General features: G+C 64.4%; 13 protein-coding genes. 10 read left to right on the top strand and 3 right to left on the bottom strand.

The genetic code is table 11. The features are described 5' to 3' along the window. Window positions 1-5: 5 nt before the first annotated feature. On the top strand, window positions 6-776 hold the full coding sequence (locus tag ACODSD_RS10030) for an outer membrane lipoprotein-sorting protein (RefSeq protein WP_253314137.1): 771 nt from the start codon (window positions 6-8) through the stop codon (window positions 774-776). A gap of 15 nt (window positions 777-791) precedes the next feature. Here ACODSD_RS10030 and ppk2 read toward each other — a convergent pair whose 3' ends face one another. Further along, window positions 792-1643 (bottom strand): polyphosphate kinase 2, encoded by an 852-nt coding sequence (gene ppk2 / locus ACODSD_RS10025; protein WP_199226031.1) that lies wholly within the window; start codon window positions 1641-1643, stop codon window positions 792-794. Window positions 1644-2025: 382 nt separating this feature from the next. Between ppk2 and ACODSD_RS10020 the strand changes: the two genes are divergently transcribed. The 8 genes from ACODSD_RS10020 (at window position 2026) to ACODSD_RS09985 (ending at window position 14170) form a co-directional block, all read left to right on the top strand. Beyond that, window positions 2026-2697 (top strand): ABC transporter ATP-binding protein, encoded by a 672-nt coding sequence (locus ACODSD_RS10020; protein WP_488877301.1) that lies wholly within the window; start codon window positions 2026-2028, stop codon window positions 2695-2697. After that, on the top strand, window positions 2694-4070 hold the full coding sequence (locus ACODSD_RS10015) for an ABC transporter permease (RefSeq protein WP_235089388.1): 1377 nt from the start codon (window positions 2694-2696) through the stop codon (window positions 4068-4070). The genes ACODSD_RS10020 and ACODSD_RS10015 overlap by 4 nt, the downstream gene beginning before the upstream one ends. Before the next feature lie 22 nt (window positions 4071-4092). After that, window positions 4093-4863, top strand: a complete 771-nt coding sequence (locus tag ACODSD_RS10010) for an outer membrane lipoprotein-sorting protein (protein WP_227107654.1) — start codon at window positions 4093-4095, stop codon at window positions 4861-4863. A 2-nt stretch (window positions 4864-4865) separates the two neighbouring features. After that, on the top strand, window positions 4866-6098 hold the full coding sequence (locus ACODSD_RS10005; protein ID WP_488877300.1) for a hypothetical protein: 1233 nt from the start codon (window positions 4866-4868) through the stop codon (window positions 6096-6098). A gap of 265 nt (window positions 6099-6363) precedes the next feature. After that, window positions 6364-7650 (top strand): serine hydrolase domain-containing protein, encoded by a 1287-nt coding sequence (locus ACODSD_RS10000; RefSeq protein WP_107800205.1) that lies wholly within the window; start codon window positions 6364-6366, stop codon window positions 7648-7650. 156 nt (window positions 7651-7806) lie between these two features. After that, window positions 7807-12354: a PAS domain S-box protein gene (locus tag ACODSD_RS09995; protein WP_488877299.1), complete on the top strand. Its 4548-nt coding sequence runs from the start codon at window positions 7807-7809 to the stop codon at window positions 12352-12354. A gap of 185 nt (window positions 12355-12539) precedes the next feature. Beyond that, window positions 12540-13604, top strand: coding sequence for a beta-N-acetylglucosaminidase domain-containing protein (locus tag ACODSD_RS09990; protein WP_488877298.1), 1065 nt, complete (start codon window positions 12540-12542; stop codon window positions 13602-13604). 152 nt (window positions 13605-13756) lie between these two features. Continuing rightward, window positions 13757-14170 (top strand): hypothetical protein, encoded by a 414-nt coding sequence (locus ACODSD_RS09985; RefSeq protein ID WP_488877297.1) that lies wholly within the window; start codon window positions 13757-13759, stop codon window positions 14168-14170. A gap of 107 nt (window positions 14171-14277) precedes the next feature. On the opposite strand, the gene ACODSD_RS09980 is transcribed toward ACODSD_RS09985, so the two are convergent. Further along, the gene (locus ACODSD_RS09980) at window positions 14278-18123 is read right to left on the bottom strand and encodes an EAL domain-containing protein (RefSeq protein WP_227107662.1); all 3846 of its coding nucleotides are present in this window, start codon (window positions 18121-18123) and stop codon (window positions 14278-14280) included. Between the two features lie 501 nt (window positions 18124-18624). On the opposite strand from ACODSD_RS09980, the gene ACODSD_RS09975 reads away from it, so the two are divergent. Then, window positions 18625-20292 carry an ABC-F family ATP-binding cassette domain-containing protein gene (locus ACODSD_RS09975; protein WP_107799716.1) on the top strand — a complete coding sequence of 556 codons (1668 nt, stop codon included), beginning with the start codon at window positions 18625-18627 and terminating at the stop codon, window positions 20290-20292. Between the two features lie 370 nt (window positions 20293-20662). Here ACODSD_RS09975 and ACODSD_RS09970 read toward each other — a convergent pair whose 3' ends face one another. Continuing rightward, window positions 20663-24463: a hypothetical protein gene (locus tag ACODSD_RS09970; protein ID WP_488877296.1), complete on the bottom strand. Its 3801-nt coding sequence runs from the start codon at window positions 24461-24463 to the stop codon at window positions 20663-20665. Window positions 24464-24470 lie beyond the last annotated feature (7 nt).

Raw genomic sequence — 24470 nt, 5'->3', positions numbered from 1 at the left:
GGAAAATGAAGCGCGCGCGCATATTGGGCTTGGTTTTGCTGGGCTGGCCGGGTTTGGCCTGGTCCGCGCCGGACGCGCAGCAGATACTGGCCTGGAGCGACGAGGTGCGCAATCCGGGCAAGTCTTTCAGCCTGAAGGTCGATCTGCTCAGCTATAAGCAAGGCAAGCCTAGCGAAGCCAGCTCGCTGGTGTTGTATTCGCGGGCCGATCCGCGGCGCGGCCAGTTCCGCAGCCTGTTGCGCTTTGTCAGCCCCAGCCGCGACGCGGGCAAGCTGACCTTGAAAAGCGGCAAGGATTTATGGGTGTTCGACCCGGCGAGCCAGGCCAGCGTGCCGATTTCGCCGCAGCAACGGCTGCTGGGCCAGGCGGCCAACGGCGACGTGGTGACGGTGAACTGGACCCTGGACTATCGGGCCACCCTCGCGGCGGAGGAAACGGTGATGGACGGCGACCGCCAGCCGCGCGCCAGCTACAAGCTGCGGCTGAGCGCGAGGCGGCCGGACGTGACTTATCACGCCATTGAGCTGTGGGTGGATCGCGACGGTTACCGCAGCCGCAAGGCGCAGTTCTACGCCGCCAGCGGCGAGTTGCTGAAAACGGCTTATTACCGCGGCTACCGCCAGGCCCTGGGCCGGGACCGCCCCACTGAGACCGTCATCATCGACGGCCTCAATCCGCAGTGGGTAACCGTGATGCGCAAGAGTGGCTTCGCTTGGCGCGAGGTGCCCGAGGCCTGGCTGCAGCGGGATTATCTGCCGCGGTTCCGGGTGGAGTGAGTGGCTGCGGTACGCTCAAATCCGCAACAAGGCGTCGCTGTCCTCCGCGTCCATGGTGTGCGGCTCGCCCACCAGCAGCGGATCGGCCGCTCGGGCGACGCGCGCGTCCTTGTCCGGGTAGTCCAGCCGGGACAGGAAGTAGCGGATGCAGTTGAGGCGGGCCCGCTTCTTGTCGTCGGATTTCACCACCGTCCACGGCGCGTCGCCGGTATGGGTGTGGAAGAAGGTCGCTTCCTTGGCCGCGGTGTAGTCGTCCCATTTGTCCAGCGACTGTATGTCTATGGGCGACAGTTTCCAGTGCTTCAAGGGATCGTCGCGGCGCGAGATGAAGCGGCGCAGCTGTTCCTCGCGGCTGACCGAGAACCAGAACTTGAACAGACGGATGCCGCTGTTGACCAGCATGCGCTCCAGTTGCGGCGTCTGGCGCATGAACTCCAGATATTCGTGCGGATGGCAAAAGCCCATCACGCGCTCCACGCCGGCGCGGTTGTACCAGGAGCGGTCGAAGAAGACGATCTCGCCGGCGGTGGGCAGGTGTTCGATGTAACGCTGGAAGTACCATTGGCCGCGCTCGCGGTCCGACGGCTTTTCCAGCGCCACCACGCGCGCGCCGCGCGGGTTCAGGTGTTCCATATAGCGTTTGATGGTGCCGCCCTTGCCGGCGGCGTCGCGGCCTTCGAACAGGATCACGATCTTCTGGCCGCTTTCCTTGACCCAGTTCTGCACTTTCAACAGTTCGATCTGCAGCGCCTGCTTCTGCAACTCGTACTCCGGGCGGCGCATCCGCGTGCGGTAGGGGTAGCTGGCCGGCAGTTCGGCGCTGACGCTGTCCTCCGCGCTGCCTTGCGGCGCGGCGGCCACTTGCAAGGCCACCGGCTGCTGACTGACGGTTTCGATGGCTTGCACCGATTCCTGGTGCGCGCGCTCCACATTGTTGCGGCGGTGGGAGGCGGTTCGGCGCGGCGGCTTGACGGCCGGCGGCTGGGCGTCGGCGTCCGCTTCCGCGGGCAGGGGGGCTTGGGGCGGGTTTGTGTTTTGTGTCATGCAAGCTCCTTTGCGAGGGATAAAACCATGCTACTCCCATGGAAAACCGGTGTCGATGCGCGCGCTTTGGCGCGGCCGGAACACCGTTGGAGTCCGCAATGGGCGTTTTGTCACAAGGCAAAGCTTTTCATGCCGATTTCATGCATATTCATGCCATTGTGTTTTGACGGCGGAGCGGACTATGTGGGCGGTTGAGGTGAACGGGGTGTCTAAAAGCTACTGGATGGAGCAGGTGAGGGTGCCGGCGCTGGCCGATGTCAGCCTCAAGATCGCCGCGGCGCGCTTCACCGTGCTGTCCGGCCAGTCCGGCAGCGGCAAGACCACGCTGCTGAATCTGATCGGCGGCATAGACCGCGCCGACGTCGGAGAAATCGAGGTGGCGGGACAGGCGCTGAACCGTTTGAGCGATGACGCGCTCAGCGATTTTCGCGCGCGCCACATCGGCTTCATCTTCCAGAACTTCAATCTGATGCCGGTATTGTCGGCTTTCGAGAACGTCGAATACCCGCTGCAATTGCAAGGCGTGCCGGCGCGGCAGCGGCGCGAGCGGGCGCTGGAGATGCTGGCGGCGGTGGGCTTGGCGGACAAGGCGGCGCACCGGCCCGGCCAGCTGTCCGGCGGGCAGCGCCAGCGGGTGGCGATTGCGCGCGCGCTGGTGCACGAGCCGGCCTTGGTGCTGGCCGACGAACCCACCGCCAATCTGGACAGCCAGACCGGAGCGTCCATCCTGGCCCTGTTGCGCCAATTGCAGCGAGAACGCCGAGTGGCGGTGGTGTTCTCCTCGCATGACCCGCAGGTGATCGCGGCGGCGGACGAGCGTTACTTGGTCAGCGACGGCCGGGTCGGCGTCTTGAACGCGGGGGAGGCCTTGGCGTGAACACCTTGAAACTGGCTTGGCGCAATCTGCTGCGCAACCGTCGCCGCACCTTGGCGACCTTGTCCACCATGATCATAGGCCTGGTGGCGGTGCTGCTCTTCGGCGGTTACAACCGCACGGTGCAATACGGCTTGCAAACCGGCATGGTGCGCGCCGGCGGCCATCTGCAGGTGCAGCACCGGGATTACTTCCTGTACGGCAGCGGCAATCCGGCCGCTTACGGCATCCGCGACTACCGCGCGGCGATGCGGCTGATCGAGAACGATCCGGTGCTGCGGCCCATGCTGACCGTGGTCACGCCCACGCTGAGCCTGGGCGGCATCGCCGGTCATTATTCCGCCGGCGCCTCGCGCACGGTGATTGCGCGCGGCAGCGAGGTGGACGCGCAGAACCGCTTGCGGCGCTGGGACGATTACGGCTTCAACGACAAGCGCAAGCCGGTGGCGCTGACCGGCACCGCGCCGAACGCGGCGGTGATAGGCACCGGGGTGGCGCGGGTGCTGCAACTGTGCGCGGCTTTCAAGCTCAAGGATTGCGCGCCGCCGCCGGCTCCGCCGGGCGGCAAGGACCTGCCGGCCGATCTGGAGGCCTTGGCCGCGGCGGCGCCGCCGGCCAGCGTCCGCGACGATCAGATCGAACTGCTGGCCGCCACCGCCGCCGGCGCGCCCAATGTGGCCCGTCTGCAAGTGGCCAAGGTGGAGAGCCAGGGCATCAAGGAACTGGACGATATGTATGTCGGCCTGCATCTGCGCCAGGCGCAACAGCTGGTGTACGGCCAGGGCGAGCCGATGGCCACCGCCATCGTGTTGCAGCTGCGGCACACCGCGCAGATTCCGGAGGCCGAGGCGCGTTTGCGTCAGCTGTTCGCCACCAGCTTGCGCGGCCAGCCGCTGGCGGCGCACGACTTCGCCACGCTGCAGCCGCAATACGGCCAGATCACCGGCATGTTCGGCACCATTTTCGGCTTCCTGGCGGTGTTGATCGCCTGCGTGGCGCTGTTCACCATAGGCAACACCATGAATATGGTGGTGCTGGAGCGCACGGTGGAGATCGGCACGCTGCGGGCGATGGGCCTGCGCCGCCGCGGCATCCAGCGGCTGTTCCTGTGCGAAGGCTGGCTGCTGGGCCTGGGCGGCGGGGTGCTGGGCATCGCGCTGGCGCTGTTGCTGGCCTGGCTGATCAATCACGCCGGGCTGACCTGGCTGCCGCCGGGGCAGGTGGACCCCAGCCCCATCCTGGTGCGGGTATGGGGGGAGTGGCGGATGATGGCGGTGACCGCCGGTGGTTTGATGGCGATGGCGCTGCTGTCGTCGTGGTGGCCGGCGCGGCGGGCGGCGGCGGCCAATATCGTGGAGGCTTTGCGTCATGCGTGAAACGTTTGGAATCTCTACCGGCATGAAGACGACACGCTGGGCCGCGTTGAGCGTTGCCCTGTGGGCGGCGTCGGCGCTGGCGGCGCCGGACGCGCAGACCATCCTGGCCAATAGCGACGCGGTGCGCAATCCGGAACGCTCTTTCGGGCTGGTGGTGTCCCTGGTCAGCTATAAGGACGGCAAGCAGAACGAGGCCAGCGCGCTGGCGGTGTATTCGCGCGCCGATCAGAAAAGCGGCCAGTTCCGCAGCCTGCTGCGTTTCATCAATCCCAAGCGGGACGCCGGCAAGCTGATGCTCAAGAGCGGCAACGATCTGTGGTTTTTCGATCCGGCGAGCAAGGCCAGCGTGCCGATTTCGCCGCAGCAGCGGCTCTTGGGCCAGGCGGCCAACGGCGACGTGGTCACCGTCAATCTGGCGCTGGACTATCAGGCGGCGCTGGCCGGCGAGGAAACGATACAGGACGGGGACCGCCAGGCGCGGCTTTGCTACAAGTTGCGGCTGAGCGCGCGCAATCCCGGCGTCACCTACCACGCCATCGATCTGTGGGTGGACCGCGACGGCTACCGCAGTCGCAAGGCGCAGTTCTACGCCGAAAGCGGCGGTTTGCTGAAGACCGCGTATTACCGCGCTTACCAGCCGGTGCTGGGACGCGAGCGCCCAACCGAGACCGTGATCATAGACGGCCTCAATCCGCGCTGGATCACCGTGCTGCGCAACAGCCAGTTCGCCTGGCGCGAGGTGCCGGAAGCCTGGCTGCAGCGCGATTATCTGCCGCGCTTCCGGGCCGAATGACGATGCGGCGGCTGGCGTTTGGGCTGGCGCTGGTCTGCGCCGCCGCGCGGGGCGCAGACGCGTCGCTGGAGGAGGACGCGCTGCGGCTGGCCGATCAGACCCGGATGGAGGATGACAAGCCGCGGGATCTGAAGCTTCAGCTGGAGGCCGCCGCCTTGTCGCCGTGGCCGGGGGAGGACGGCCAGCGGCTGTCCTTCGATCTGCGCTGGGACGGCCGGCTGAGCCCGGCCTGGCGCGGCGTGCTGGCCAACCGGCTGGATTGGCGCTTCGCCGGCTCGCCGCGGCGGGACCACGGCGTCAACACCTTGAAGGAAGCGTATCTGAGCCGCGAGTTCGGCGTCGAGACGATGATGGACCTGGGGCGTATCAATACCCGCTACGGCGTGGCCGTCGGCTACAACCCCACCGATTTTCTCGGCGCGGGCACCGTGCGCTCGGTGGTGTCCGCGGACCCGGACAGCCTGCGGCAAAACCGCTTGGGCAACGCCATGTTGCGCTGGCAGAAGCTGTGGGACCGCGGCTCCTTGACCGCGATCTGGTCGCCCAAGCTGGGGTCGGGGCCGAATCCGGACGGCGCCAGCCTGGACTGGGGCGCCAGCAATCCCCGGCAGCGGCTGCTGTTGGCCGGCAGTTATCGCTTTGCGGAGAACCTCAATCCGCAATGGCTGCTGTTGCAGGAGCAAGGCCGTTCGCCTCAGCTGGGCTTCAATCTGTCGCGCGTGCTCGGCGACGCCACCGTGGTTTATCTGGAATGGGCCGGCGGCCGGCAGCGGACCGATTGGAGGCAAAGCCTGGGACGGCCGGACTCTGCCTGGCGCAATCGCCTGTCCGGCGGCTTGAGCTGGACCGGCGCCAACAAGCTGAGCCTGACGCTGGAGGGACAGCAGGACGGGGCGGCGCCGGACCGGGACGAATGGCGCGCGTTGCGCGCGAGGCCCGCGCTCTACGGCGCTTATCGGGCGGGGGTGGGCGCCGGCGGCGGCCTGCCTACCCGGCGCGCCGCCTTGCTGCGCGCGCATTGGCAGGATGCGCTGGTGGACGATCTGGACGTGACCGCGATGCGCAGCTTCGACCTGGTGGACCACAGCGGCATGAATTGGGCGGAGGCCCGCTATCACCTGGGGCCGGCGGATCTGGCCTTGCAGTGGCAACGCTTCGACGGCGCGCCGGACAGCCGTTACGGCGCCAGCCCGGCGCGGCGGGTCTGGCAAGTGCTGTTCGACTATTTCTTCTGAGCGCCTGTTCACGATCCGCCTCGCTGCGGCGAAGCCTTGCAAACCCCTTCGAAATTCCCGTGCTTCGTACGGCTATTCCATTTTCTCCGCCGCAGCGCCCTGTCTCGTCCCGGCTCGCGACCGCGCGGACAGCCCTGAGTCGGCGCGCGTGATGACCGCCGCGCCGCGGGAAGGCATGGCGAGCGGCGGGGAAAGCAACCATAGTGATGTGTGGGCGACGCGATGTCGCTAGGCGTCGATAGGATCCTGACGGAGGGGGACGGGCATGGGCATGAATACGGCGGCCGCTTTGCAAACGTATCTGCGTTCCTGGAATACGGCGGGCTGCCTGCACGGCGTGGCCGCCGTCTCGCTGGCCGACGGCGAACGGGTGGCGGTGGCCGGCGGCATGGCCGATCCCGGCCTGGGCGTGGCCAACGAGAAGGACACCGTGTTTCGCATCGGCTCGCTGAGCAAGAGCTTCACCGCGGCCGCCTTGCTGCAGCAGGTGGCCCAGGGGCGGCTGGAGCTGAGCGACAGCCTGGAGCGCTTCTTCCCCGATTTCCCCAATGCGGCGGGCATCAGCCTGCATCAATTGCTGAATCACAGCGCCGGCACCGCCAATTTCACCAGCGCGGCCGAGTATTGGCCGACGCGGATGCGGCTGGCGCACCGGCCGCAGGAACTGCTGGACTGGGCGCACGCCTTGCCGCCGGCCTGCCCGCCCGGCATCGCCCACGCTTACAGCAATACCGGCTATTTGTTGCTGGCGGCCATTGTGGAGCGGGTCGCGGATCAGGACTTCGCCAGCTATCGGCAGCAGTACCTGTTCCGGCCGCTGGGCCTGGAGCGCACCTATGTCGACGACGGCCGCGTCATCCTGCCGCAAGCCGCGCGCGGCCTGCATCCGGGAGCGCCATGGCGCTACGCGGAACCTATGGACATGTCGGTGGCCTGGGGCGTTTACGATCTGGCCTCCAGCGCCGGCGATCTGTGCCGCTGGCTGGAGGCCCTGCAGCGGGGAGAGGCGTTGCCGGCCCGGCTGGCGGCCTTGATGCTGGACGTGGGGGCCTTGGAGTACGCCTACGGGTTTTACGGCGAGGACTGGACGCTGGCCGGCCGCCGGCAGCGTCTGGCCCAGCATTTTGGCGACGTCAACGGCTTCTTCGCCTTCATGAGCGTCTTGCCCGGCGGCGGCGGCGTGGTGGCGCTGACCAACGCCTTCGGCTCGCCGGTGGAGCGTTTGGGCAGGGATTTGGCGCGCATCGCCAGCGGAGAAACGCTGGAAGCGCTGCCGCCGCCGGGACGGCAGCAGCCGGACGAGCAGTTGTTCGTCCCCGGTCGCTATGAGAACGGGGAAGGGGCGTGGCTGGAGTTGTTTTACAACGAGCACGGCTGCTATGCGCGCAGTCCGCGCCGTTACGACCTGCCCATCGCCTACCCGTTGACGGTGACGGCGCAGACGCCGCAACTGGCGCGCGCCGCCGTGCTGCCGGAGACCTTGTTGATAGAGGAAGGGACCTTGCAATGGTGCGACGCGGAGGGGGTGACCAGGCGTCTGCGGCGGCAGTAGGCGGTTTGTCCGGCGGGATGGCGTGGTCTATCGTGAGAACAGACAAAACCAAGCCAGCTTTCGAGTCGAGGCCGAGAATTGACGGACTTTAAACAAGGGGCGCGGGGGTGGCGTTTCCGGGCCTTTCTCGCTGTCTTTCCATGGCGCGCGTGCGGGATGGGGGTTCTGGTGCCCTTGCTGGCCCTGTCCGCGCAATGGCTGTTGTGGGACTGGGTCCGCCCTTACGCCTGGTTCCTGTTTTATCCCGCCGTCTTCCTCTCCGCCATGCTGGGCGGGCTGGCCGGCGGCCTGGTCGCCACCGCCTTGTCGGTGCCGCTGGTCTGGTATCTGTTCATCCCCCCGCAATGGAGCTTCGCCATCGCCCGGCCGGCGGATGCCGCCTCCATTGTCCTGTTCGCGCTGTGCGGCTTGATGTTGAGCCTGTTCAGCCAGCGCCTGATCAGCCGCCGCTCGCGCTGGGCGGAGAGCGAACTGACGCGTCAGCAGGCCTTGTTGCACGCCATCATCGACAACTCCACCGCGGTGATTTTCGTCAAGGACGTGGACGGCCGCTATCTATTGGTCAACCAGCGCTATCCCGAGTTGTTCCATATCAGCGCGGAGGCTATGCGCGGCCTGCGCGACGAGGATCTGTTCCCGCCGGAGGTGGTGGCCAGTTTGCGCAGCGCCGACTTGGAGGTGTTGAGCAGCGGGCAGGCGCGCGAATACGAGGAGACGGTGCCGCAGGACGATGGCCCGCACACCTATCTGGTGTACAAGTTTCCCCTGCGCGACGCCAAGGGGCGAGCCTACGCGGTGTGCGGCATCGCCTCCGACATCAGCGCGCGCAAGCGCGCCGAGGCGGAACAGAGGCAGCGGGAGGAGTGGCTGCGGGAAATGAGCGCCATCGCCCGGGTGGGTGGGTGGTGGTTCGATCCCGCCAGCGGGGACGGCGGCTGGACCTCGGAAGTGGCCCGCATTCACGATCTGCCGGCCGACGAGCCGATCAACACCCGCATTGGACTGAGTTTTTTCCACGGCGAAGACCGACAGCGCATCGAGGAGGCCGTGCGCCGGGTGGTGGCGGAAGCCGAACCCTATGATCTGGAGTTGCAACTGCTGAGCGCAAGCGGCCGGCGCAAATGGGTGCGCGTGTCCGGCAGACCGGTGCTGGCGGACGGCAAGGTGGTGTCGGTACGCGGCGCGATGCAGGATGTGTCCGAGCGCAAGGCCATGGAAAACGCCTTGCTGGAGAGCGAGGAAAGGCTGTCGCTGTTCATCGAGCACGCGCCGGCGGCGCTGGCGATGTTCGATCGCGACATGCGTTATCTGGCCGCCAGCCGCCGCTGGCTCGACGATTACCGTTTGGACGGCGAGACGCTCATCGGCCGATCCCACTATGAGGTGTTTCCGGAAGTCCCCGCCGTCTGGCGGGAGGTGCATCGGCGGGCGCTGGCCGGGGAGGTGATACGCGAGGAGGAGGACCGCTTTCTGCGCCTGGACGGCGCGGCGCAGTGGCTGTGCTGGGAAGTGCGGCCATGGCATGCGCGCGACGGATCCATCGGCGGCATCGTGATCTTCACCGAGGACATCACCGTCCGCAAATCCATGGAAGAAGAGCGCCACCGGCTGGCGGAAGCGCTGGATCAATCGGCGCAGCCGGTGGTAATGACCGACGCGGCCAAGAACATCTTGTACGTCAACGCAGCGTTCGGCGAACTGATGGGGTATCCGATGGGCGATTTGCTGGGCTCGTCGATCTCCCGCTTCATCCCGGACGACCCGGCGAGGAGGGCGGAACGGGCGGCGCTGGAACGGCAGGTGGTGGAACAAGGGCGCTGGAGCGGCGAACTGGCCCGCGTCGCCCGCAACGGCGAAATCATCCCGGTTTACGCTTCCGTCACCGCCATGCACGATCTGTCCGGCGCGTTTTGCGGCTTTTTCGGCACCTATAACGATTTACGGCCGTTGCGTGAAAAAACCCAGGCGCTGGCCAGCGCCGAAGCGCGGTATCGCAGCGTGCTGGATCATGCGGCCGACGCGGTCTTGGTGGCGGACGCGGAAGGGCGTTATCAGTACGCCAATCTGCAAGCCTGTCAGCTATTGGGCTATGAGGAAGCGGAAATCCTGGCGATGCGGGTGGGCGATTTCAGCGTCGACTCCGCGGCGGGCGACGCGCAGTCCTTGTTCCGGCGCCTGCTGTCCGACGAGCAGCTGAGCGCCGAGATGCTGTTGCGGCGCAAGGACGGCGCCGAGGTGCCGGTGGAAGTGAACGCGATCCGCCTGCCGGACGGCGGGGTTTACGGCGCTTTCCGCGACATCTCTCTGAGACGGCAGGCGGCGGAACGGATCCGTCAGCTGTCGATGGCGGTGGAACAGAGCCCGGAGAGCGTCGTCATCACCGATCTGGAAACGCGGATCGAATACGTCAACGAAGCCTTTGTCCGCAATACCGGCTACAGCCGGGAAGAAGTGATGGGGCGAACGCCCAATCTGCTCAAGTCCGGGCTGACCCCGGCGGAAACCTATGCCGAACTTTGGGAGGCTCTGCGGGCCGGCAAGCCGTGGAAAGGCGAGCTGTTCAACCGGCGCAAGGACGGCAGCGACTATGTGGACTTCGCCCATATCTCGCCTATCCGTCAGCCGGACGGCAGAATCAGCCATTATCTGTCCTTGCAGGAAGATATCAGCGAGAAAAAGCGCCTGGGCCTGGAACTGGACCAGCATCGTCATCATCTGGAAGAGTTGGTGGCGATGCGCACCGCCGAGGTGCGCGCCACCAGCGCCAAACTGCAAACCACCCAGTTCGCCATGGACAGCGTGGGCATAGGCATACATTGGGTGGACGCGGCCAGCGGGCGGCTGATCTACGTCAACCGCTACGCGGCGCAATTGCTGGGCTACGACATCGAAGACATGCTGCGCCTGAACGTGTCCGACATCGTGCCCGACACCACGCCCGACCTTTACGCGCGCACCGTGGAGCGCCTGCGGCAACAGAGCCGGGCGCAGTTCGAAACCTGGCAAAGAACGCGGGACGGGCGGCTGGTGGCGGTGGAGATGATTTTGTACTACTTGCCGGACACGCCGGGCGCCTCGGACACCATCATCGGTTTCGTCACCGACATCACCCGGCGCAAGGAAACCGAGCAGGCCCTGGTGCGCGCCAAGGAGGACGCGGAAGCGGCCAATCTGGCCAAGAGCGCCTTCGTCGCCAATATGAGCCATGAAATCCGCACGCCCTTGAACGCCATCATCGGCTTCACCCACTTGCTGATGCGCACCCAGCCGCGGCCGGAGCAGCAGGCCAAGCTGGAAAAGGTGCTGGTGGCCAGCGGGCATCTGCTCTCCATCATTAACGACATTCTGGACCTGTCCAAGATCGAAGCCGGCAAGTTGTCGCTGGAGCGGACCGACTTCTCCGTCGGGGCGTTGTTCGACCATGCGCGGTCGCTGATCGACGAAGCGGCGCAGGCCAAGGGCTTGCGCGTGGAGATCGATTACGCCGGCGTGCCGCCGTGTCTGCGCGGCGATCCCACCCGCCTGCGCCAGGCCTTGCTCAACTACGCCGGCAACGCGGTCAAATTCACCGAGCGGGGCACGATAGCCCTGCGCGCCCGGCTGCTGAGGAGCGAGGGCGAGCGCCTGCTGCTGCGCTTCGAGGTGCGCGACACCGGCATAGGCATTCCCGCCGACAAGCTGGCCGGCCTGTTCCAGGCGTTTCAGCAGGCGGACGATTCCACCACCCGCAAATACGGCGGCACCGGCCTGGGGTTGGCGATCACCCAGCGGCTGGCGGCCTTGATGGGCGGCGAAGTGGGGGTGGAAAGCCGGGAAGGACAGGGCAGCGTGTTTTGGCTGACCGCCTGGCTGACCCTGGGGCGGAGCGTGGCGGCCGAGCCCGCCGGCGTGGAGCCGGACGAGGTGGAGGCCGAACTGCGCTTGCGCGCGGACGCGCGGGTGCTGGTGGTGGAGGACGACGTCATCAATCAGGAAGTGGCGCTCTGGCTATTGGGCAGCGTCGGCCTGAGGGCCGAGCTGGCGAGGAACGGCCGCGAGGCCGTGGAGTGCGCCGCCGCGGGCGAATACGATCTGGTGCTGATGGACGTGCAGATGCCGGAGCTGGACGGCTTGGAGGCGACGCGCCGGATCCGGGCCATGCCGAGCTGGGAGCGGGTCCCGATTCTGGGCATGACCGCCAACGCCTTCGACGAGGATCGCCAGCGTTGCCTGGAGGTCGGCATGAACGACTTCGTGGCCAAGCCGGTGGACCCGGAACAGCTGTTCGGCTTGCTGCTGAAATGGCTGCCGTCGATGATTCCGCCCGAGAGGATCCGCGTCGATCCGACGCCGGAAAGCGGGCGCCGGGAACAGTTGATGAGGCTGCCCGGCGTGGACCTGGAGGCGGGCCTGCGCATCGTCGGGGACGACCTGGAGCGTTTTGAGCGCTTGCTGCGCAAATTCGCGGGCATGCACCGCGACGACTTGGCCAGGCTGCAGGGCCTGGCGCGGGCCGAGGAGGGCGAGGAGGCATGCCGTATCGCCCATTCGCTGAAAGGCGCCGCCGGCTCCTTGGGGCTGGTCCGCATCCAGACCGAGGCGGCCGCGCTGGAAGCCGTCTTGCGGCAAGGGCGGCTTGAGGAGGCTATGCCCGGCATGCAGGCGCTGGGCCTGGAGCTGGCGGCCTTGTGCGCGGCCCTGGACGCCTTGCCGGCAATGGCATAAGCGCGCCAGATTCTGGCCTTTTCATGCAACTTGGCGCAGCTTATTGAGTCAATCAATAGGATGAAGTCATTTTTTCCGATGGCCGGCGGCCATTCCGGTCGCCGGCCGGGCGCGAAGATCCGACCTGGCGTTGGACGCGAGGCAGGCTGGCGCCGATGCGCCGAGGACGCGGAAGGTTTCTCTACATGAATATCCCTTTAGGCACTATCGAAGGCTTCTACGGCAAGCCGTGGAATTGGGCGCAGCGGGAGCTGCTGGTCACCACGCTGGCGGCGCACGGCTACCGTTTCTATCTGTACGCGCCGAAAGCGGACGCGTATCTGCGCCGCCAGTGGCAGCTGGACTACCCGGCTGAGCAGGAGGCTAGGCTGGCGGCGTTCGCCGCTCATTGCCGGCGGCAGGAAGTCGGTTTCGGCATGGGGCTGAGCCCGTACGAAGCGTATCTGGATTTCAACGACGAGGCCCGCCAGGCGCTGGCGCGCAAGCTGGAGCAACTGCAGCGCATCGGCGTCAGCCAACTGGCCATCCTGTTCGACGATATGCGCGGCGATCTGCCCGATCTGGCGGAGCGCCAGGCGGAGATCGTCGCCTGGGTGCGGCAGCGCTGCGCGGTGGAGCGCTTGTTGGTCTGCCCCAGCTATTATTCCAGCGATCCGGTGCTGGACCGGGTGTTCGGCCAGCGCCCGGCCGGCTATCTGCAGCAACTGGGCCAGTGGCTGGCGCCGGACATCGATATTTTCTGGACCGGCGAGGAGGTGTGCTCGTGCGAAATCTCGCCCGGACACCTGCTGCAAGTGGGCAAATGGCTGGGCCGCAAGCCGGTGTTGTGGGACAACTACCCGGTGAACGACGGCGCGCGGATGTCGCAATACCTGCACCTGCGCGGCTTCACCGGGCGGTCCGCGGCCAACGCCGAGCTGCTGGCGGCGCATGGGATCAATCCGGCGCAACAAGCCGCGCTCAGCCTGATTCCCGCGCTGACGCTGGCGGACAGCTACCGCTTGGGGCCGCGCTATCAATACGGCGCCTCGATGCGCCGGGCGGCCCAGGTGGTGGCCGGCGAGGAACTGGCCGATATGCTGTGGCGGGATCTGCTGCTGCTGCAGGACGTGGGGCTGGATCAACTGGGCGAGCGTGCGGCGGAACTGCGCGCGCGTTATGCGGCGGTGGAGCACCCCTGCGCGCGCGAAGTGGTGGCCTGGCTGGATGGCGAGTATCGGATCAGCGAGCTTGAGGTGCAGACTCAGTAGGGAGGCTACTTGGCGTTACATGCCTTTACAACTGACTAACAGACGGGGCGGGCCGGGACGCCTAGGATGAGCAGCAAGGAAACACCAAAGCCTGGCGTCGCGGCCGCACTGAGCAGACGGACGCCCCCCTGACCCGACTGGAGAATGTCATCATGAAAAAACTGAGCCTGATCGTACTGTCCGCCGCTTTCGCCCTGAGCTCCGCCGCCGGTTTCGCCGCCGAAGCCGCCAAGCCGGCTTCCGCCCCGGCCGCCAAAGCCGCGCCCGCTGCCAAGAAAGCGCAGCACAAGGCGGTGAAGAAGCACGCTTCCGCTCCGGCGCAGAAAGCCCAGGCGGCCAAGGCTGAAGCCTCCGCCCCGGCCAAGGCCGCCAAGAAGCCGGCGCAGCACAAGAAGCACGCCGCCAAGAAAGCCCACAAACAAGCGGCCTCCGCTCCGGCTCAGAAAGCGCAAGCGGCCAAGGCGGAAGCTTCCGCTCCGGCCAAGGCCGCCAAGAAACCGGCGCAGCACAAGAAGCACGCCGCCAAAAAGACCCACAAGAAAGCCGCGGCTTCCGCAGCCAAGTAAGCTGAAAGAGGCCGCGCTCAGCGCGGCCCGAACGGGGACGAAGGGAGGCTCAGCCTCCCTTTTTGCATGTTCGCGGCGTGGATCGGGCGCCGTCCGGCGGGGCGGAATCAGCCCGCCGGCGCGGTGGCGGGGGGCTGCACGGTGTTGAGCAGCGGGGCGCAGGGATCGGGCCGCTCGCGCCAGAAGCGGCGTTCCAGCTCCGCCGCCGGCAGCGGTTTGCTGAATAGATACCCTTGCAGGGTGTCGCAGAACATATACGTCAACGCGGTGGCTTGTTCGTCGGTTTCCACGCCTTCCGCCACCACGCGAAGCTGCAGCGAATGGGCCAGCGCGATGATGGCGCCGGTCAGCGTCATCGCGTCCTGATCGTTCAGCATCGCGCGGACGAAGGACTGGTCGATTTTCAGCTCCTGGGTGGGCAGCTTGGCCAGATAGGACAGCGAGGAATAACCGGTGCCGAAATCGTCGATGGAAATGCCCACTTGCATGTCGCGGATGCGGCGCAGCGTTTCGCCGCAGGTGTTCAGATTGTCCAGCACCACGGTCTCGGTGATTTCGATGTCTATGCCCGGCACGGCGGCGCCTTCGCTCAAGGCCTGTTGCAACTGTTCGGAGAAATCGGCCTGGCGCAGTTGCAGCGGGGAGACGTTGACCGCGATGCGCGGCGCCGGATAGCCGGCCTCCAGCCAGCGCAGATGGTCGCGCGCGGCCTGACGCAAGGCCCAGACGCCCACCTCCAGGATCAGGCCGGTTTCCTCCAGCAAGGGGATGAATTGCGCCGGCGACACCAGGCCGCGCTCCGGGCTCTGCCAGCGCAGCAGCGCCTCCACGCCGACGATCTGCCGCGACACCGCGTCCACTTTGGGCTGGTAGTGCAGCACGAACTCCTGGCGCTCCAGCGCCAGACGCAGCCGGTTTTCCAGCTCCAGCGTCACCGCGGCGCGTTCGCTCATTTCCTGACGGTAGAACAAATAGCGCTCATTGGTGCTTTGCGCCAGCTTGAGCGCGGCTTCCGCGTTCTCCAGCAGGCTTTCCGCGTCGGCGCCGTCTTCCGGGAAGATGGCGATGCCGAATTTGGCCGACACGCGCAACTGCTTGTCCAGGATGGCGATGGGCTGGGCGACGCAGTGTTCCTGCAACTGCATCACCTGACGCGCGATGTCCTCCTCGCTTTTGACCTCGGGGATGATCAGCGCGAAGCGGTCTATCTTGACGCAGGCCAGCAGCCGGGCCTCTTCGGTAAACGACTCCAGCCGCGCCGCCAGCAGGCGCAGCACCTGGTCGCCGGCCCAGCGGCCGTAGACGTCGTTGATGGATTTGAAGTGCTCGATGTCGAGGAAGATCACCGCCAGGCGGCGCTGTTCATGGTGGCTGGAGCTGATTTGCTGCGCCAGGCGCTCGTGGAACAGGCTGCGGTTAGCGAGGCCGGTCAGCTCATCGTAGTAGGACAGGAAGTGCAGCCTTTCCTCTTTTTCGATGTGATCCAGCGCAAAAGCGATGTCGCCGGCCAGTTCGGCCAGCAGCTGCATTTCCTCGTGGTCGAAGGCGTTGGCTTCGTTGGAGCACAGCGTCAGCGAGGCGGCGCGTTGTCCGGGCAGCGGCAGCGGCAGGCAGGCCAGCGAGCGGATGCCTTGCGCCAGCAATTGCTCGCGCGCCGCGTAGGGCAGCGGCGAGCCAAGCTGATTGCAGACGATGTTGCCGCCGCTGGCGATGGCGGCGGCGGACAGTTGCAGCAGCGCGTCGGCGTTGGGAGGCGGCTCGGTTTGTCCTTGCAGCGCGGCGATGCGGTGTTCGCCGTCGCTCCGGTCCAGCATGCTGATCCAGACCAGTTTGAACGCGCCGCTCTGGGTGGCGATGCGGCAGGCTTCGCGAAACAGTTCCTGGCGGTCGTGGCAGCGCACGATCAACATATTGATGCCGCTGAGGATGGCGTAAACGCGGTTGAGCCGTTCTATGCGCAGCCGCAGCATGGAGTGTTGCAAGGTGATGGCCAGTTGCTGGGCGAAGGCCCGGGCGATCTCCAGATGCTCGAAGCCATGCTGGGCAACCTCCTGGAAGGCCAGGTTCAAGGAGCCCAGCAACTGCCCTTCCGCCATCAGCGGCAGCCGCAGATAGGCGCGCACGCCGTGGCTGCGCAGCCATTTGACCAGCGCCGGCGGCTGCGCCAGCGTGGTGATGTCGTGCATGAAGCTGGGCTGTCCGCGCTTGAGCTGTTCCAGATCGCTCAAGCCATAGCTGGAGAAGGGGAAGCGGCTGTCGATCGGGATCTCGTCCTTGGCGTCGCACTCCAGCGCCAGGAAGATGGTTTCCTCGTGCCTCCAGTCGAACACCGTGGCCGACGCGCCCCAGAACGGCACCAGTTGCGCCAGCATGCGCAAGGCCTCCTGCGCGGTTTGCTGCGGGCTGGCGGCGGACAGCAGGGTCAGGCCCATGTCTCGCAGCGACTCCAGTTGCTGGCTGTGGCGTTTGAGCTCCTGTTCGGTTTTCAGCCGCAGGGTGATGTCGCGCATGATGGCGGTGTAATACTTCTGGCCTTCCACCTCCAGCTGGGACACCGAGGCTTCTGCGTAGAACTCGCTGCCGTCGGCGCGCAGCCCGCGCACGCCGCCGGCCGGCGCCAGGCTGCGGCTGACCGGGCCGTTCTGACCGAAGCCGTGGATCAACTGAGCGTGGCCGGGCCGGAGCGCTTCCGGCACCAGCATGTCTATCTGCCGGCCCAGCACCTGCTCGGCGCGATAGCCGAAAGCCTGTTCCGCCGCGGGGTTGAACAGGATAATGTTCAGATCGGCGTCGATGGTGACGATGGCGTCCATCGCGGTGTTGATGATGCCGGCGCGTTGCATCTCGCTGAGGCGGATCGCCGTGACATGCGTTTGCAACTGGTCCAGCATCAAGTTGAACTGGCGCGACACCGCGCGCAATTCTTGCGGCCCCAGTTCCGGGGCGCGCGCCTGCGCGTCGCCGTCGGCCACCGCTTGCGCGGTTTCGGCCAAGCGGCGCGCCGGCCGCGTCAGCGCGCGGCTGAAGCTTTGCGCCAGCAAGCCGCAGAGCAGCAAGGTGACGATGCCGCTGGCCGCGCTCCAGCGCAGGCGGCTGTAGTAGGGCGCGAGCACCACTTGTTCCGGCAGCGCGGCGATGATCAGCCAGTTGGCCTGGGAGAATTTGCGGTAGGAGTAAAGCCGCGACACCCCGTCGCGGCCGACACCCAGTTCGAAACCGGAGGCGTTGCCGCGGATGCGAGCGATGGTGCGGGCGACGTTGATCGAGGTTTTGCCGTGCCACAGCGCGGGATCGGGGTAACGCAACAGAAAAGCCGCTTGCGAGCTCAGCACCGCGATGGTCAGCTTGCGGTCCAGCGTTGAGGGCAAGACCTGGGCCTGCAGCGTCAGCAAGTCCATTTGCACGGTCAGCAGACCAATGGGCCGGCCTTGCTCGTCGCGCACCGGATAGCTGGGCATTATCACCCAGCGCTGGGTGGCGGGCTCCAGCAAGGGCTCGCTGAGCATCAGTCCGGGCGCCGCCAGCGCGCGCTGGAACCAGTCGGCCTTGGTCGGCGGCGTTCTGACCGCGGGATTGGACGCGTGGCTGCAGACTTGCAGGCCGGTGGCGCTGCTGAGCGTCAGCTGGGTGGCGGAGGGAAAGCTCAGCGCGATGTCGCGGAACGCGACGGCGCATTCATCGAAGTCGAAGCGACGTATCGGCGTCCGCCTGCTCAACTGCGCCAGCACGCGTTCCAGTTCCGTGATCTTGCTCGCCAGCGCCTGGTCCACCTGGTCGGCCAGCACGCGGGTCTGATCCTGAGCGGCGTCGCGCATGTCGCGGGCCGATTCGAAGGCGCCGATGCCGATCAGCGCCGCGGCGGGCAGCAGGCAGGCCAGCGCGAACAGCAGCAACTGAGCGCGCAAGCCCAGTCCGCTGACGAAGGACAGAATGCGGTTCAGGCCTGCGCGCATGTGGCGGGTACTCTCCGGGGCTGGGGATACTCAAAAATTAGTTCCTGTCGCCGGAGGGGGCAAGTCGATGTTATGCCAAATGCGTCAAAAGGAGAGGGGGCGCGTGGGATTGCCCCCGTGAAAGACTTGCCACACAAGGTTTTGACGAGGATGCTCCGAAGAGGATAAGTACTTACACTTAGACGGCTTGATAGGGCTGCCGTCTATGTTCAGGGCTGTTGCAACGCGTGGAGAGCTTCCAAGGCCTAGGAGGCGAGAGAGTTCGAGGTTTTATGGCTTAGGGCGGCTCGCATGCACTCCTGGAACGCGCCCGCCGCCCCGCGTTTCGCCGAGATGGCGCAGACGCTTATCCTCCGTGAGCGCGCATCTGCGTATAATCCCTCCCTCGTGCCCCGGCTTTTGTCCGCGGGCATGCTTATTCATGGCATTCCGCCGGGACGCAAGTGGTCGCCGGGCTGCTGTTTTCTTGCTTCCTAAAATTCTGCAACACTGCTATTCCCAATGATTATTCTGAAAAACGTGGCTTTGCGTCGCGGCACCAAAGTTTTGCTGGACGGCGCGACAGTCAATATCAACCCCGGTGAAAAGGTCGGCCTGGTAGGGCGCAACGGCGCGGGCAAGTCTTCGCTGTTTGCGGTCTTGAACGGCAGCCTGCACGAAGACAGCGGCGATTTCTCCATCCCCAGCCAGTGGCGGATGGCGCAGGTGGCGCAGGACATGCCGGAAACCTCGCAGACCGCCACCGAGTTCGTGGTGGAAGGCGATACCGCCTTGCTGGCGGCGCGGCGCGAAGTGGCCGAAGCCGAGGCGGGCGAGGACTATATGCGCATGGCGCATGCCTACACCGCGCTGAACGACGCCGGCGAGCATGACGCTCCCGCGCGGGCGCAGGCGCTGATCCTGGGTCTGGGCTTTAGCGTGGCCGAGTTGCAGCGGCCGGTGAACAGTTTTTCCGGCGGCTGGCGCATGCGTTTGCAGCTGGCGCGCGCGCTGATGTGCCCGTCCGATCTATTGCTCTTGGACGAACCGACCAACCACCTCGACCTGGACGCCTTGGTCTGGCTGGAGGCCTGGCTCAAACAGTACGCCGGCACCATGGTGGTGATCAGCCATGACCGCGAATTCCTGGACGCGGTGACCAATGTCACCCTGCACATCGACCACGGCAAGCTGGTGCGCTATGGCGGCAACTACAGCAAGTTCGAGGACATGCGGGCGGAGCAGATGATTTTGCAGCAGGCCGTGCTGGCCAAGCAGCAGGAGAAGATGGCGCATCTGCAGAAGTTCATCGACCGCTTCAAGGCCAAGGCCAGCAAGGCCAAGCAGGCGCAAAGCCGCGTCAAGGCGCTGGAACGGATGGAGAAGATTGCGCCGGTGCTGACCGAGGCCGACTTCCAGTTCGAGTTCAAGGAGCCGAGCAGCCTGCCCAACCCGATGCTGACCATGTCTCAGGCCTCGTTCGGTTATCCGGCGGCGGAGGGAGCGGAGGAAGGCGCGCCGCCCGTCGTGATCGTCAACGGGGTGAACCGCTCCGTGCTGGCCGGGCAGCGCATCGGCATACTGGGCGCCAACGGCCAGGGCAAGTCCACGCTGGTGAAGACGGTGGCCGAAGCGCTGACGGCTACCGGCGGCGAGATCATACGCGGCAAAGGCTTGAACATCGGCTACTTCTCGCAGCAAGAGCTGGACGTGTTGCGGCCGGAAGACGATCCGCTGCAGCATATGCTGCGCTTGGCGCGAGAAACGCCGGCGCAGCTGCGACCGCCGTCCAACGACTGCCGCGAGCAGGGTCTGCGCAATTTCCTCGGCACCTTCAATTTCAGCGGCGACATGGTCAAGCAGGCGGTGGGCAGCATGAGCGGCGGAGAGAAAGCGCGGCTGGTGCTGTGCATGATAGTCTGGCTGCGCCCCAATCTATTGCTGCTGGACGAGCCGACCAACCATCTGGACCTGGCCACGCGCGAGGCCTTGAGCGTGGCGCTGAACGAGTTCGAGGGTTCGGTGATGCTGGTCAGCCACGACCGCGCGCTGCTGCGCGCGGTTTGCGACGAGTTCTGGATGGTGTCGCGCGGCGGCGTCAGCGATTTTGACGGCGATCTGGACGATTATCAGGTCTATCTGTTGGAAGAAGCCAAGCGCCGACGCGAAGAGGCGGCCGGCAAGCGTTAAACGGCGGCAGGCCCGCCCTCAGTCGGGAAAGTCATAAAAGGCAGTGTCGCCATGGATCGTGGCGGCGCTGCCTTTTTGGTTTGGGGTTCAGTTCAGCGGCAGACCTGGTGTAGGGAAGCAAAGTTAGTGAAAAAAGCCTCCCTTGTCTGGTAAGACTTTTTGCACTTTCTTGTCGGTGTAGCAAGACTGATCAGGTGCAGAGTTCCTGCAAAAAACTAACTTTTCTACGCAGTTGTTGACCAAATCTGTTGGTCAAGATGTCCCGAACTCTGAAGTGGCCGCAAAAAGTTACCGTATATGACTGATGTCTGGAATGGCTGCATCTTGTTAAAGGAAACCTATGGCTACCGCTCTACCTGATTCGAAAGGCTCAAGGCATGTCAGCAATCATGAAGAGCTCGGTCTTCAGCCATGAATCCAAAGTTGAAATTCTTACAAAGTGGGTCTGCACAGGGTAGGGCGGGTGAACCATCCAGTAGTAGATGTCCCTGCTGACATAGAGCTCGACATAGCGTTCTGGAACGCTGGCGGGCTTTGGCCATCCGAGAAGCTCCAGCATCCGGGTTCGGTGCCGCTCCAAAAAGGCACCTCTGCGGAGCACCTTTCCGATCTGCCCCTTGTCGTCCTCCTTGCGCCCAAATATCTTTTCGCGCATCCGGCGACTGTCCTTCATTGTGTATGCCGGCTGGTTGTACTTGCACTCGACCGCGACCAAGAGGTTGTGGTCAGGCCAATACGCGAGGACGTCGAAATCGCCAACATCTTCGAATCCTTCGGCTTGAAACCTCCGGTAGAAGTCGATGCCCCGCGCGACAAATGGAGCATGCCGAGAAAATATTTCTTCACTGTGGAACTCCAGCCGCTTCTCGATGCTAGCCTTTACTCGCCGAACAGCCTGTTCGATGTTGGGCCAACCGAAATCGGCAGGCAGGTAGCCATCGCGTACCGACGACATCCAATTGAACATGCAGCGACTCGCCGCCTCCGCTCCCCAGCGCAACTCATCACCGACCCGCACAAGTGGCCGGATGGCGTATCGGTGAGCTCGCTTGTTGTGTTCCCAGTAGGGCACCTCCACCTCTTGAACGTCCCGGCCGACGAGGTGTAGAAGCCCGGTCTCTGAGAGGGTCAGGAATGCAACGATGCGCTCGGCCTTCTCTTTTCCAAGGTCCTTGATATCGGAAGCAAGCTTCTCTGCCAGCTTGTCTGGGCTGGCGCCGTAGGAAAGCGAAAGCTCCTTGGCGAAACCGCGGCGCTGAGCTTGGGCCAGCACGGATATAGACGTGAACAGGTCCGACGGGTTGAACCCAAGGTCGGTCTCAAAAGCGTTATTGAAATCGGCTGACTCTAACAAGGCCTCCGATTCTCCCTCAACCACGTCCTTGCGGTTTTCACCCAGACCTAGACGTGTCTTGGCGTACTCACGCGCGAACCGAGCTTCCCGGTCGTTGGAACCGTCGGAGTAGAAGATCTCTGGGATAAACGAATCGTCGATGGTGATACCTGCAACATCGACCCCGTTGTGGAGGACGTCGCTCGCTCCGGCAAGCGACATGAGCCAGTCAACTCTGCCTACCAGTTCGCGCAGCACATCGGGAGTAACCTCGCTGGGTCCAGATACCTTGCTGCTAATGGCCTTCTCCAGCAGATATCGATAGTGACGAGCTACTGTGCCGTACTGCTGGCGCGCCTCTTCAATAGCGTCGACTCGGTCGTAGTCCACCTCGTGCGACAGGCTCTGGCGGGCTCTTTCAATCCGCTCTCGCTCGGTCGCTAGAAGCGCATCGTGCTGTTCGATGCAAGTTCGAATCAGCTGAAGGCGGTCAAGCTGAGCGAGTCGCCCTTCGATGCGAAGCCTGAACTGGGTGCTGGCTAGGTCAATCTTCTCTTTGGCCTCCGACAGCGTGTATTGGCCTGGTACCAAACCCTGGTCTCGAATCACTTCAGCGAGTTGCTTACGAGCCAGTTTGTAGTCCGACATCCTCGGAATGACCACTGATGGGTGGTCGGGAACGTCGACGCGCCGATTGGCAACCCGCAGCGTGTATCGCGCAAGCTCACCCGACGTTGAAAGAACCGCTCCCTCCAGCCCCTCTGGCAGCGACATGTCAAGGGCGTCGTGGCTTTTGCGAATCGCCTCCACAAGGCACTGCACCTCGAAACTCCCATCGGGAGCGTCGGTCAAACCTGCGAGCACCGCACGAACATTGATATCAAAATGAACAACTGCAGTTCTGCCGAAGCTTCCTTTGGCGGCAGTTACGACCGGGCCTGCATTCTGAGGCCCGCCAGAGTTCGCTTCATCATCTCCGATGATGGTGTTGGACGCGCCGCGTTTGCAGACGAACAGAACATGGTCCTGCTGGAATAGTGGCGCGGCAGCCAGCAGCCCACGGCATCGGAAAGAGCTGTCGGCGAGGATCTGGATGAACAGGTTGACCATGTGCCCGTCTTCTAGGCCCAGATCGTCCTTGATTTCCAGCAAGGCTTGAACGGTGCAATTGCCGACGAGAGTGGAGTAGGCGATGACCTTGCCGCCGCGCGAGCTCATTACGATGACGCCTTCGGTCCCTTCGCTCAATCGCCATGCAGATGTATGATCAGGAAAGACGCGAGGGGCCCTCGACCAGAACTCAGCGAGTGTTTTGAATCTCGATGAGGTTCCCCAACTCGGGTCAAGGCTGATCATCGTTGGTTCGACGGCGCCATCAACCAGAACCTCGTCCGCGTCGTTGAATGAGGCGAACAGATCGGCAGGACCGCGGGAGAAGGGAGTCAGGGTCGACTGGTGTCGATCGCAAAAAGTCCAATAGCGCTGTAGATCCTCCAGAGTCTGAAGGCCGTCGAATATGGTGATGAAATCCGCAAGCGGCAGGAGTCGCAACGGTTCGTCAGGAAGGTTGAGGAGCCCCGCCGAGGTAGCCGCCAAAGTAGGCACTAGGATGATGTGAAGCTCATCGGTTGACGGGCCATTGATGCCATCCTTCGAGAGCAGGACCTCTGGACCTTCAACAATCTTAAAGCGAATGTTTTTTACCTGCTGGGCCTTAGCAAGAACGGTGGCTGCGATCACTGACTGCTTGTCGAGTAGTTCATGATCACAAGCGCAAATAAGATACACACCTGTCGCCGTGGAAGTCACGCTGCTGATGGGAAGCTCTCTGCACACCTCGCTGTCGAGAACCAACATCACCGGGCCTGGCAGCGTGTCGTCAAAGCGCTCGAAGACATACCTGCCCAGCCTTCGGTGCACCTCCGCACTAACACCAGATGCGTTCTTCTTTGCCCAATGGTCGACGACCGTTCCCGGAGCACTTCGTACCGCCATCGGATACCAGGTCCCGGCGATGTTGACGCCCAAGAAGGGAACTGCATCGCCAGTGAATGCTGCGTTGCCGAACGAGTCCCACGTCAGCGGCGCTTTATAGCCACCGACCTGCCCGTCGAGAGAGCTTCCCGCGCGTTGGCGCCAGGCAGCACTCTGTTGATCGATGTTTTGCAGAACATCCGTGCACGGGAGCCAGAAATTTTCTGGGGGAAGCTCCACGTGGCCACATTCCGCATCGACAACAGCGGACTGCGCGAGGTGTGGAATAGCTTCAATGATCAGTGCCTGCAGTGCGACGACCAAGTCCATCTGAGCCAGGGCGTCGGGCACATCAGAATATGTGATTCGAAAGGCCTCAATGAAGTCCGGCACTCGCTCGATGCTACTGCCATAGAAAACTGGTACGAACCGGCCGCCGAGGTCCGCCCTGATCTGTCCCCAATCCGCTTCAGGAGAGAAGTCTTCAAGTGTTGGGAAGTGGGGTAAGGTAGCATAAAGAGCTTCAATAAACTGTTGGAAGTCGGTATAGCTCTCGATTCTTCTACCGCCTCGGTCCTCGAGCGGGGTCTCCAGGAGTACGCACCAGACGAATGCATGTTTGACCTGACTGCCTGCATTCGCCGGCCAGAGTTCGGACACGCCAATCGCAAGCGCTACGTCTGCGGCGTCGTACTGGCGGAGGAGTGCACGGGCTTCCCTTACTTGGGCGAGGAAGCTGTCTTTCACCTGTGTGCGTTCGCCAAAATGGTTGTGTAAGCTGATCATCTGGCGAAGTAGCAAATCAGAATTCTCTACACTCTTGGCAAGTCGACGCTCGCGCTTCTCTCTGGACTTTCTACCCACAAGACCT

It is taken from the genome of Chromobacterium sp. FG22 (assembly GCF_057809415.1).
This window is presented reverse-complemented; position numbering and strand designations above follow the sequence as displayed.